Raw genomic sequence first — 11,941 nt, forward strand, 5'->3', positions numbered from 1 at the left:
TTTTTGAAAAAATTCATATATTTATTTATAATGTGTAAATGTTATTTTTTTATTGAAATAGATGATTAATTATGCTGAATAAGATACATATCCGTACGCAAGCGGTCTTTATAACCACTTTTGGTACTGTCAATCGGATTTAAGTCAAAGGTTTCTAAGTAAGTGATTTTAGCGTTAGGAAATGCTTCTTCCAGACTTTTTTTCGCACCAATCATCACCAAAGTTTTAAAGGTTTTTTCTTTAGGAATCGTTAAATCGTGACTGTGTAATAATGGCACTTTTCCTCCGTAATCCCACACCAATTCTGGCGATTGAATATTGAACATATACACAGGAATTTGTTCGGTTTCCGCTTTACGCGAAATATCTTGAAGCGAATTGTATTTCGGATTGTCTAAAAACGCATTCGCCAACGGAAAACCAAACGTAACGGCAGTCATCAAAAAGCCAATAATTAAATAGAAAGCCATGTGAATTTTTCGCTGAATCACATATTTTAGAATAAAGAAGCCAATCATTACTAAAATGATTGAAGTAATCGCAAATGGCGAGAGAAATCCCGTAAGTCTATCTTTTAAGAACAGATATCCCACAATTGGAAACGCAACGCCGACCAATCCGATTAAACCAAAGTTTATATAAATAGGAATACGCTCAAATTTAGGAAGCTTTTTTTCAAATGATTTGAAAATATACGTCAAATAAAAACTTGTGGTATACGCTAACGGAATTAATACAGGCAATAAATACCGCGATTTTTTTTCAGGAATTAGCGACAATAATACGACGGCAGCCAATGTCCAAAACAAACTGAATTTATAGGCTTTTAAGTTTTCTACGCGCGATTTTAAGTATGGATACAACAAGCTCACAAAAGCAACTACTGTCCACACACCCGATTGTACAAAGAAACTCCAATAGTAATAAAACGGACGCACATTGCGGTCTTTCCAGGCAGTGGTTTCTTTTTCGGCAATGGCTTTTGCGGTTTCGCCATCCATCACACTAATGTAATACGGCCACCAAATAGAAATCACAGTGGCAACGATTAAAAGACTTATCAAGGGAAGCCATTTTTTCTTGAAATTGCTGTATTTGTAAACGATGCTATACGCGATTAGGAATGGTAAAAACAACGCAAAATGCGATACAGGGCCTTTACTCATAAACGATATTCCGATGAATGTTCCCGCTAAAAGCGCATTTCGCCAAATTTTTTCATCACTCGAAAAGAATTGAAATATATAGTAAATTCCAATCATCATGAAGCTGTGCGCAAAAATATCCCAGGTTCCGTTTCGTCCCGCAAAGACAACGTAAAATGAAGTTGCAAGTACTAAACTGCTTATAAACGCTTGCTTTTTGTCTTTTAAAAAATAAACGCCCAATCGATAGGAAAAAAGTACTAAAATCAGCGTAATGATGGCAGAAGGAATTCGCAAAGCCGTCAGATTATCAAAACTAAATAACATTCCTGCAACAGCGGCTAACCATGTTGGTAATGGTGGCTTTTCATAGCGTGGTTCGCCGTTCATAGTGGTGAGTAGCCAATTGTCATCGGTTACCATTTCGCGAGCCGTGATGAAGTTTCGCGCTTCCATGATGTTTGGATATAAGACATCCAAATTCATAAAAAAGATAAAAAAACATACGATAACGAGTATCCAAACGTAATTTTTCTCCTGTATTATATTCATGCGTGATTTCTTAAAAGCATTATGTTTCGTACGTAGGTAATAATTCCAAAGGTGTGACCAGCAATGAGAATTGGATCTTTTCTAAAAATGGCATATAAAAAAATCAAACTCGCGCCAAGCAAACTCAACATCCAAAATCCTAGTGGCAAGGATGATTCTTTTTTACGTTCGGAATATATCCACTGATATACAAAGCGTAAGGTAAAAATTATTTGAGAAATTATTCCTAAATACAACAACCAATCTGGAATGTCTTCGCTGTTGAGTAAGTTGTAAATGTCTTGTTTGTTATTGTTGTAACCAATCGTGATGATGATGAGCGGAAAAATGATGATAAAAATACGCACCAATTGATGCATCCGATTCCATTCGCCTTGCAATTGCATGTTTCGAACGTAAATAAAATAGGTTAATACTTGCCCAAGCATGATGGCAAAGTCGTTTCGAAGATAACCGTAAACAAAGAGTAGGAACGAGGCAATAAGACTGAGTTTCCAGAATAATGCTGGTGTAAGTACTTTTTTGTTACGCTCTGAAATAATCCACTGCAATAAGGTTCGTGCAGAGAATAATAATTGCGCAATTCCACCAATTACGTAAACGAGCCATGTCATCATCCTTTTTTAGCAATGGAATAGTTGATGTATTTTTTCTTCATCCAAAGGTACGCAAAACAGTCCATGAGCGGACCAAATAAGCGATTCCACAAACCGTATTTTGCTTGTCCCGCAATGCGTGGAAAGTGTTGCACGGGAATTTGCTTTATGTTGCCTTCTTGCAATAAAATCATGGCAGGTAAAAAGCGGTGCAAACCTTTAAACATCGGAATGCGCTTGGCAAAGTCTGTTTTGATAATTTTTAACGGACAACCAGTATCGTCCATACCATCTTTGGTAAACGCTCTACGAATTCCATTGGCAATTTTGGACGACATATTTTTGACAAACGAATCTTTGCGATTGGCACGAACGCCCGTCACCAAATCGTATTCGTCAATATGTTCAAGGAGTAAATCGAAGTCAGCCGGCGCGGTTTGTAAATCGGAATCAATATAGCCAACCAAATTGGTTTCCGTATGGTCAAATCCCGCTTTGATAGCAGCACTTAATCCACGATTTTCCGCAAAACATATATAATTGAACGTATCGCTATTGGCGCAGATATTTTCAATCATTTCCTGACTTTTGTCTTTAGAACCATCATTTACAAACAAAATTTTGACAGGAATTTTAGCGTTTTCGGCATACGCGCCCAACTCTTTTTCAACTCTTTCTAAATTATCTTCTTCATTGTAAACAGGAACGACAATTGTAAGTGCTTTATCCATTGCTCAAATTTTGTTTCTATAAATATAAATAGTGTAAAATTCGCGTCAAAGGTATCGTTTTTTTACAATATGGACTGAAAGAATGCAATTTATTCCCAATTTCCTAACAACAACCTGAATTTGGGTCACAGCCACCACTTAGTTGCGCTTGCAATTCAGATAATTTCATTTTTGGTTTTTGTGCAGGAATTCCGCAATTGTCTTTAGCCAAACAATCGGTTTGTTTTGTGGTGAGAACGAAATGACCATTTTCAAAATCCAATCCGTATTTCCCGATGGTTTCTGCTTGGTATTCTACTTCAACTTCCAAATCTTCAATTCCCAATACTTTTTCAGAAAGGTCAATAATATGTCTTAATTTTTGAGGCTCTAATCTGTGATCTACATCGTCTGCGGACCACAATTGAAAATTGACAACTTTTTCATTACGAACTACGCCGCCGCAATCGATAAAGTTTTTGGTAATCATTCCCACTTCCGTCACGTGAAAATGACTTTCAACTTTTTGCGAGTTTGGAAGATAAAAATCGAGTTGATCTATTTCTTGAAGGTGTTTTTTTACTTGTGATAATTTCATGAATTCTTATGTTTAATTTAGCATTTTTTTGTGTTCGATAGGGAAGAAGTAATCGTTTCCAAGTGGTGCAACACTTCCTGCCATTTTTGCAAATTGATACAATAGCAAATATTTTTCCCTGAGATTTCCCCTTGAATCAATCCCACTTTTTTTAATTCCGACAAATGTCTAGAAATGGTAGGTTGCGCCAATGGCAATTCCATCACGATATCATTGCAAATACACGACGGACTGTTGGCTAGAAACTGCATAATCGACAATCGCGCAGGATGTCCCAATGCTTTTAAAATTTCTGCCATTGCATTCACTTCTTCAGAAAAGCCGATTGTTTTTGTTATTCCCATATTGCAATATTAGAATATGTTTTTGAATTGAGCAAGTTTTTGTTCGTTTTTTGTTTTTTTGTTGTTCGTCAATTTGTTTTTTTCGCTATTCGCTAATAATTCTTTTTGGGAAAAAATAGAAAGTTATTTTGAACTGTCATTACGAGGCAAAAGCCGAAGTAATCTGTTGAAATGATACTAAGATTTTTCTTTGAAATACACAGATTGCCGCGAATTTTTATAAAATTCTCGCAAAGACGTTTCAAAAAAATCAAAAACATTGTTACATTTTCAAATTATCAAATTTACACATTAAAATAGCCGTCACTTCGAGTGAAATTTCGTAGAAATTTAGTATCGAGAAGTACTTTGAAACTAAAGACTTTGAATATTATCAAATTGATACATTAATAAGCTGCGATAATGAAATTTGATATTTCGCTTATTCAATTATAGTAGAGATATATTTCGAAGAAAGATTTACCAAAAACATTGGTGCATTTTTCAAATTACCAAATTGGTACATTAAAAAAAGGGAGGCCCTACCATAAACCTCCCTTCAAGATGTTGTATTTGCATACAACTGTAAAAATTCGGTTACCGAATTTTTATTAGCTGTTTAGTACTATTGTGTGTAATTTTGGCTTATTTATTACACTAACACGTATATTTTGAAAGCTAGTTAGCTTCCAGTTTTAGTAAATGTTATTTTAACTGACAGTAAAACTATTGAATAAGTGATATAAAACACCATGATTTAAAGCGCATTCTACCAACTCCACATTTTTTCGATTAATGCAATAAATTGAAAGAAATATCTTATAAATAAAATTGTTTTTGAGAATTTGACAAAATAAAAAATGGCTTAGAAAGTAAGATTTATAGCTGAAAGACGAAGATTGGATTGGTTTTTAGTTTGTAAACACATCACCCTATAAAAGAAGTAAGGGGAACTTAAAAAGTTCCCCAAAGTATAGTGGATTCCCCTAAATCCCTAAAACTGTATTGCATGTACCAAATGTAGGCAGAAGTCTTTAGTCTAGGATAAGGTGTCATATTATAAAAGCTACGGTAAAACCGTAAAAGCGAATTTTTAACGCTTTATTTTTACACTTTATGGCAATGAATTAATACTTTATCATTTGATAATAAGGTGGTTGCAAACAAAAAGTCACTACCGCCATCTGTAAGTGTTAATTTTTTGCGAATTCCCGCAACAGACGTTGGAAAATTGCGTGTGGTAATGTTTGCCTTTTGTAAAGCTACTTCTTTTTTAAAAACTTTTTTGTTGAATGGAATAACTTTTTGAATTTCAAAACGTCTTCCTGGAAAGTCAATGAACTTGTCAGACGTATATATATGTGAATGTGGATGTAATTTTTCAAGTTGAAATGTGTTGGAAATGCTTGAAAATCCGCCAGCTTTCATAATCGCAGCATTGGGTTCATACAAATATTTTTTGGGAGCTGTATAATTGACTTCTAATTGTTTTTCTTCTAAAAGTGAAAAAGTAAAAGACTCCGTTTCTTTGTTGGTGATATTTACCGTTTTCACTACGACATCTTCGCTTTGTGTATGTGTATCTATCAACCACAACAATTCTTTGACTTCATTCTGAACCGCAACCACATGAATTTCTTTTACATTTTCTAGCGAGCGCAAACCATTGGTAATATCTAGCAACGGCGAAGTTTTGATAAGAATTGTATCTGCATGTGCTTGCAATAGCTTTTGATGCGAAACGACATCAGGCAAACAATCTTCCAATAAAAATACTTTTCCTTTAGCTTCATTTCTTCGAGAAGGATCAATATAGATACAATCGTAGGTTTGCGAAGTTTGCTGTAAAAAGGCAATACCATCTTGCGCAATGGTTTTGATGTTTTCTTTTTGTAAAACCACAAAATTGTGTGAGACAATTTCAGAAAGTGCTGTCGAAATCTCACAATGGGTTACATTTTGAAACTTTTCAGCGAAAGCGAAACAATCCACGCCAAATCCGCCTGTCAAATCAATAAGTGAATTTCCATCTACAATACTTGCCTTGTAGCGAGCCGTTTTTTCAGAGGAGGTTTGCTCTATATTTAATTTGTTAGGATAATAAATGTTGTCAGTGCTAAACCACGTAGGAAGTTTTTTTTCGCAGCGTGCTTTTGCTTGAATCTGCTCCACAATTTCAGCAATCGGAACATCAAAAAGTGTTTTGTACTTTAACAATAACTTCGCAGCATCATCTTTTAGATGCTCGTTGATAAATTGCTGTATTTCTGGATGAAGTAATGCTAGATTCAAGAATTACATATCTTTTGTGATGGATTTGACAATTTTATTCTCCGATAAAAATTCTTTCGCAATCACTTTTAAAGCTGTGTACGACGGAACGGCAACAATCATTCCGACGATTCCAAATAAAATTCCCCAAATGATAATCACCAAGAAAATTTCCAGCGGATGCGATTTTACAGAATTTGAAAAAATAAGTGGCTGACTTAAAAAGTTGTCGATTAATTGTGCAACTAAAAAGACTGCCATCACACCAAGTGTTTTAGGTAAAATAACCGAGCTAAAATCTGCGGTAATATTACTGGTCATGCACAAAACAATCATCAAAGCGGCGCCAAGTAATGGTCCTACATACGGAATAATGTTGATTAATGCACATAAAAACGCAATGGCAATGGCATTGTCAATTCCGAAAATAAGCAAGGCAACTGTGTAAATTACAAAGAGAATAAACAATTGAAGTAGCAAGCCTGCGAAATAGCGCGAGAGTAAATCCTTAATTTTTTCAAACGATTTTGCCAATCTACTTTCTTTGCTGTCTGGGACAAATGCCATGATGCTATCTTGTAATAACTGACTGTCTTTCAATAGAAAAAACGAAATAAAAAGGACGGATAACAATCCCATACTAAAGTTTCCAAAACCACTAATGAGCGAATTGAAAAAGTTAGGAATGATAGAATAATCAATTTGAGAAAATAGTTTCGAGTTGGTGATGGATTCATTAATATGAACACCTTTATGCGATAAATATTCGCGGATTTGCGCATATAAACTTTCAATTTTTCCTTGAAGTTCTTCAATATTTAGAAGTGATAATTTGGTTGCTTGCTCTTCAATTAGTGGAATAAAAATTGAAATCAACCCAATCACCAGTCCAATCATAATGCTAATTGTCACAATGACGGCAAACGAATTTTTAAATTTCAAACGACGTTTTAAAAAGCGTACAATCGGTCTTCCGAGCAAGGTAACTACGGCGGCAATCGCAATATAAACTAAAACTACCTGAATTTTATATAAAAAATATAGCACTAAAAAAACGCCAACAACAATAGCCAAAGCTTTTAAAATTCCGTTCGCAATTGTGTTTGAAGTCATCGGTTACTCAATTTGACATTAAAAATAGTACAATAAAATTACTTTGCAAGAATTTGTTGTTTGGTTATTTCATACAATACAATATTGGTGGCTTGCACAACATTCATACTGCTGTTTTGCCCAAACATATCAATATGTACCACAAGCGCTGATTCGTAGATGGTTTCTGGGTTGACGCCAAAGTTTTCATCGCCAACCACCAAAGCAATTCTTTCAAACTTTGAAAAATCAATGGTATGAACCGATTGACTATTTTTGGTAATTTCTAAAGAAATAATTGTGTATTGTTCTTGTTGCAGTTGTGAAATTACGCTGTGAATATCTTCTTGAATTTCAAATGGAACCACTTTTTCCGTTGCGCGCGCTGTTTTCGTCATTCTTCTTCCAAAAACAGGAATATTTTCACCACAAAAAATAATTTTTTCCACACCAAACGCATCACTAATTCGAAACAACGAACCAATATTTGGCGCGTTGGACACTTGATCGGTTATCAAAACGATAGGAAACTTACGTTTTTTAAAATTGGTAGTGTAATGTGTGAGTTGGGACATAAAAGAGATGTTTACTTAATTGTACTTGCTTTTTCTAAAGCATCAAAAATAATTGAAGAAGCAATATTCTTTTTTGAAGAAGGAGTGGTTTCCGTTTTTCCAGGATAGATGAAATTTCCCCATCCATCTTCGGATTCACTATATTCGTGTGGGAAGTATTGAATAACCTCAGTGATGTCTTCCATTTTTTTTAATTCTTTTTGTGCAATAGTATATACTTTTGTTAAGAATTTTTCCTCATGCTCATCAACAGCTTTCTTATCATAAATAAACTTTAGGATCATTTGTAAATGTTTGTTTTTAGGAATTTGAGCTTAAATAATTGATATAATTTGTCAGTAAACCTTCAATTTGTTTTGCAGCAACTGGATTTGCAGAATGCACATAAAACTCTAAATTCCGTATGTCTAATCCAGAATGATACACTAACCATTTTGCAGCAGCGTAACCATCTTCAGCTACGTCTCCATCAGCGTTTAGTCCTAAATCATTATCAAAACTAATATACTTAGGAAGTCCGTTAGCTTTAATATGCGCTACAAATTTTTCATACGTGCGTACAATGACAAAATCATACTCTTCAGGATTTCGATACACCATTTCAGGTACACGAATATCGTCTAAAAAAAGGTTGTAACTCATACTAATGTTTAAATGCGTAATTCACAATATTAGCGCCCATTTGCAAGGCTTTTAAGCGAACTTCATCCGAGTCGTTGTGAATTTCTTTGTTTTCCCAACCGTCGCCTAAATCGCTTTCAAAAGTAAACAACAAGACCAATCTATTTTCATAAAACAAACCTAAGGCTTGTGGTCGCAAACCGTCGTGTTCATGAATTTTTGGCAATCCTTTCGGGAAGGAATACGGTTGTTGAAAAATAGGATGATTCGCAGGAATTTCACGCAATTCTTGATTTGGAAAGACTTTTTTCAATTCTTTTCGAATGTATTGATTCATTCCGTAATTGTCATCAATATGTAAAAAACCACCAGAAGTCAGGTATTTTCGAAGGTTTTCGGCATCATCTTCCGAAAAAAACACATTTCCATGTCCCGTCATGTGTACAAACGGAAACTGAAATAAATCCGTACTACCCACCTCAACGGTTTGTGGTTTTGCCTTAATTGCGGTGTTGATATTTTGATTGCAAAACGTAATCAAATTGGGCAACGCTGTCGGATTCGAATACCAATCGCCACCACCGCCATATTTTAAAATGGCAATTTCTTGAGCATTCGTCAACGAAAAACTCAACAAAAATAAAAGTACCGTAAGCTTCTTCATAGAATATCGTCTTATACACTGCAAGGTAAACTTTCCAACGATGAAACGAAAATATTTAATAACACTTTCACTTTTTGCAATGTTAATTGTCACTTCTTTTACGACAATTGTCGAACCCAAACACGATGGCGTTGTTGTACTCGAGCTTTTTACTTCACAAGGTTGTTCAAGTTGTCCGAGTGCGGATGATTTGTTGGGAAAAGTCAGTGACGAATTCGAAAATAAAAATGTATTTGCGTTGTCGTATCACGTAGATTACTGGAATTATATTGGTTGGAACGATCCGTTTAGTCAAAAAGAATTCACGCAAAAGCAACGCAGTTATGCACAAAAATTTAGAGACAATCAAATCTATACGCCAGCCGTTGTGGTGAATGGAAAAGAGCATTTTGTAGGTTCTAATCGTGCAAAAATGTATGCCAAAATTAAGTCTTATCAGCAAAAATCATCTACGTATAACATTTCGCTTGACGCGATGGAAAACACTTCAGAAACCATCAAATTCAATTATACGATTGACGGAAACATCACAGCAACCAACGCACGTGTCGTATTGGTAATCAAAGAACGGACAACGCACGTAAAGCGCGGAGAGAATGCAAACCGAACTTTGAAAAATCACAATATTGTAGTGGCAGAAACGTACTTGACCACTTTTGAAAACAAAGGAAATTACGCCGTAAACATTCCCAAAATCGTCAATAAAAATGATGAATTGAGATTGTTTTTTATTCTAGAAAATGATTCGAAAGATATTGTTGGAGCTTCTAGCTTGGATTTTTAGTATCGGCTTCGCCTGTGAGTATTTTGGTATTGCTTCGCTATTAGTGTTGCTGCTGGATTTTAGAAAGTAATCAACACATTTTCAAATCATCAAATTAATCATGGTTCAAAAATGCCACAGAATGGCAGGCAACAATGGCAGCAGTTTCTGTACGCAAACGTGTGTCGCCTAAGGTTACGGGAATGTACTTGTTTTCCAGTGCAAGAGCAATTTCTTCTGGTGAAAAATCACCTTCAGGACCGATTAAAATGGTAACACTTTTATTAGCATGTAATGCTTTTTTGAGCGATTTTTTATCATGTTCCTCACAATGTGCGATAAATAACTGTTCGTCCGTATGTTTTTCGATGAATTCTGAAAATGGCGTTAACGGTCGCAATTCAGGAAAATAAGCTGTTAACGATTGTTTTGTTGCAGATTGAATGATTTTTTCAAAACGTTCCGTCTTAATCACCTTTCGTTCCGAGCGTTCGCAGAGAATTGGCGTAATGGTATCGATTCCGATTTCCGTTGCTTTTTCCAAAAACCACTCAAAACGATCGTTCATCTTAGTTGGCGCTACTGCCAAATGCAATTGGTAGTTTTTTGGTTGCTGAAACTCATGAGAAATAATCACGACACGACAATTTTTCTGGTCTGCAAGCGTGATTTTAGCTGAAAAAATGTGCCCTTTTCCGTTGGTCACTTGCAACACATCATCTACACGCTTCCGCAACACACGCACAATATGCTTGCTTTCTTCTTTCGAAAACGTATACGTTGTAGTTTCGGTTGTTATTTCTGGTGTGTAAAACAGTTGCATGCTATTTATAAATGTTGGATTTTGGATGTTAAATTTTGAATTTTTCTTGTTGCAAATTTCTTTGAAATTTAAGCCAATGGACGCTTTTTTAATCTATCAATTTTAAATAAAGAATCTCAATTCTTACGACTAATATCTCAATACTAATACCTAAAACTTAAATCGAGAATTCGCCGTCACAGCTTCATTGGTAAAATCTTCTTTTAAATATTTTAAATAACCCACAATTCCAATCATCGCGGCATTGTCTGTCGTGTATGCAAACTTCGGAATATGTGCTGTCCAGCCATACTTTTTCTCACCATCTTTCAATGCTTTTCGGATGGCAGAATTTGCCGAAACACCGCCGCCAATGGCAATAGTTTTGATGCCTGTTTGTTTGGACGCTTTTTTCAATTTATCCAAAATAATATTCACAATCGTATGTTGAATAGACGCGCAAATATCTTGTAAATTCTCTTCAATAAAGTTCGGATTTGCGTTGGTTTGCTTTTGGATAAAATATAAAATAGCAGTTTTTAATCCGGAAAAACTAAAATTCAAACCCTCTACTTTGGGTTTTGGAAATTGAAAGGCTTTTGGGTTTCCCTCGTTTGCCAATTTGTCAATAATCGGTCCCGCAGGATAGGGAAGTCCTAAAATCTTTCCACTTTTATCATACGCTTCGCCAACCGCATCATCAATCGTTTCGCCAATGACTTCCATGTCAAAATGGTCTTTTACGACAACAATTTGTGTATGTCCGCCCGAAATGGTCATTGCCAAAAATGGAAACTTCGGAATGGTTTGCGCTTCATCCTCAATAAAATGTGCCAAAATATGCGCTTGCATGTGGTTCACTTCAATCAACGGAATGTTCAACCCTAAGGCTAATGATTTTGCAAAAGAAGTTCCTACCAACAGCGATCCCATCAATCCTGGACCGCGCGTAAAAGCTATGGCATTTAGCTGTTTTTTGTCGATATTTGCAACAGCGAGTGCTTGGTGTACCACAGGAACAATATTTTGTTGATGTGCTCGCGACGCCAATTCAGGAACTACGCCACCATACGCCTCGTGTATTTTTTGATTGGCAATAACATTTGACAATACTTTTCCGTTCTGTAATACAGCCGCGGAAGTATCATCACATGACGATTCAATAGCTAAAATATATACATCTTTTGTGCTCATAAACGTTGTAAAGGCATAAAAATTGATATAAAGTC

The 11,941-nt window shown here is 35.4% G+C and carries 14 protein-coding genes; 1 reads left to right on the plus strand and 13 read right to left on the minus strand.

Annotated elements, in window-relative coordinates; translation table 11 throughout:
* Positions 1–65 precede the first annotated feature (65 nt).
* The 11 genes from C8N46_RS04865 to C8N46_RS04915 all read right to left on the minus strand — a co-directional run bounded on the left by C8N46_RS04865 (position 66) and on the right by C8N46_RS04915 (position 9,147).
* Positions 66–1,697 (minus strand): ArnT family glycosyltransferase, encoded by a 1,632-nt coding sequence (locus C8N46_RS04865; RefSeq protein ID WP_108113751.1) that lies wholly within the window; start codon positions 1,695–1,697, stop codon positions 66–68.
* Positions 1,694–2,314: a lipid-A-disaccharide synthase N-terminal domain-containing protein gene (locus C8N46_RS04870; protein WP_108113752.1), complete on the minus strand. Its 621-nt coding sequence runs from the start codon at positions 2,312–2,314 to the stop codon at positions 1,694–1,696. The genes C8N46_RS04865 and C8N46_RS04870 overlap by 4 nt, the downstream gene beginning before the upstream one ends.
* Positions 2,311–3,024: a glycosyltransferase family 2 protein gene (locus C8N46_RS04875; protein ID WP_108113753.1), complete on the minus strand. Its 714-nt coding sequence runs from the start codon at positions 3,022–3,024 to the stop codon at positions 2,311–2,313. Before C8N46_RS04875 ends, C8N46_RS04870 begins: the two co-directional genes overlap by 4 nt.
* A 103-nt stretch (positions 3,025–3,127) precedes the next feature.
* Positions 3,128–3,601: a DUF6428 family protein gene (locus C8N46_RS04880; RefSeq protein WP_108113754.1), complete on the minus strand. Its 474-nt coding sequence runs from the start codon at positions 3,599–3,601 to the stop codon at positions 3,128–3,130.
* Between the two features lie 17 nt (positions 3,602–3,618).
* Complete coding sequence (locus C8N46_RS04885; RefSeq protein ID WP_108113755.1) at positions 3,619–3,945, minus strand: ArsR/SmtB family transcription factor; 327 nt, start codon at positions 3,943–3,945, stop codon at positions 3,619–3,621.
* 1,086 nt (positions 3,946–5,031) lie between these two features.
* On the minus strand, positions 5,032–6,216 hold the full coding sequence (locus C8N46_RS04890; protein ID WP_108113756.1) for a THUMP-like domain-containing protein: 1,185 nt from the start codon (positions 6,214–6,216) through the stop codon (positions 5,032–5,034).
* A gap of 3 nt (positions 6,217–6,219) precedes the next feature.
* The gene (locus C8N46_RS04895; protein ID WP_108113757.1) at positions 6,220–7,308 is read right to left on the minus strand and encodes an AI-2E family transporter; all 1,089 of its coding nucleotides are present in this window, start codon (positions 7,306–7,308) and stop codon (positions 6,220–6,222) included.
* Between the two features lie 38 nt (positions 7,309–7,346).
* A complete protein-coding gene (locus C8N46_RS04900; RefSeq protein WP_108113758.1) occupies positions 7,347–7,862 on the minus strand; it encodes a TrmH family RNA methyltransferase in 516 nt (171 codons plus the stop codon).
* Between the two features lie 11 nt (positions 7,863–7,873).
* On the minus strand, positions 7,874–8,146 hold the full coding sequence (locus tag C8N46_RS04905; protein WP_108113759.1) for a hypothetical protein: 273 nt from the start codon (positions 8,144–8,146) through the stop codon (positions 7,874–7,876).
* 16 nt (positions 8,147–8,162) lie between these two features.
* On the minus strand, positions 8,163–8,504 hold the full coding sequence (locus C8N46_RS04910; RefSeq protein ID WP_108113760.1) for a cyclic-phosphate processing receiver domain-containing protein: 342 nt from the start codon (positions 8,502–8,504) through the stop codon (positions 8,163–8,165).
* Position 8,505: 1 nt separating this feature from the next.
* A complete protein-coding gene (locus C8N46_RS04915) occupies positions 8,506–9,147 on the minus strand; it encodes a DUF4159 domain-containing protein (RefSeq protein WP_108113761.1) in 642 nt (213 codons plus the stop codon).
* A gap of 40 nt (positions 9,148–9,187) precedes the next feature.
* On the opposite strand from C8N46_RS04915, the gene C8N46_RS04920 reads away from it, so the two are divergent.
* Positions 9,188–9,931: a DUF1223 domain-containing protein gene (locus tag C8N46_RS04920; RefSeq protein WP_108113762.1), complete on the plus strand. Its 744-nt coding sequence runs from the start codon at positions 9,188–9,190 to the stop codon at positions 9,929–9,931.
* Between the two features lie 94 nt (positions 9,932–10,025).
* Here C8N46_RS04920 and C8N46_RS04925 read toward each other — a convergent pair whose 3' ends face one another.
* Both C8N46_RS04925 and tsaD read right to left on the minus strand, forming a co-directional pair.
* A complete protein-coding gene (locus C8N46_RS04925) occupies positions 10,026–10,733 on the minus strand; it encodes a 16S rRNA (uracil(1498)-N(3))-methyltransferase (RefSeq protein WP_108113763.1) in 708 nt (235 codons plus the stop codon).
* A gap of 150 nt (positions 10,734–10,883) precedes the next feature.
* Positions 10,884–11,906, minus strand: a complete 1,023-nt coding sequence (tsaD, locus tag C8N46_RS04930; RefSeq protein WP_108113764.1) for a tRNA (adenosine(37)-N6)-threonylcarbamoyltransferase complex transferase subunit TsaD — start codon at positions 11,904–11,906, stop codon at positions 10,884–10,886.
* Positions 11,907–11,941: the final 35 nt, after the last annotated feature.

It is taken from the genome of Kordia periserrulae (genome assembly GCF_003054265.1).
In the GTDB taxonomy this organism is placed as follows: domain Bacteria; phylum Bacteroidota; class Bacteroidia; order Flavobacteriales; family Flavobacteriaceae; genus Kordia; species Kordia periserrulae.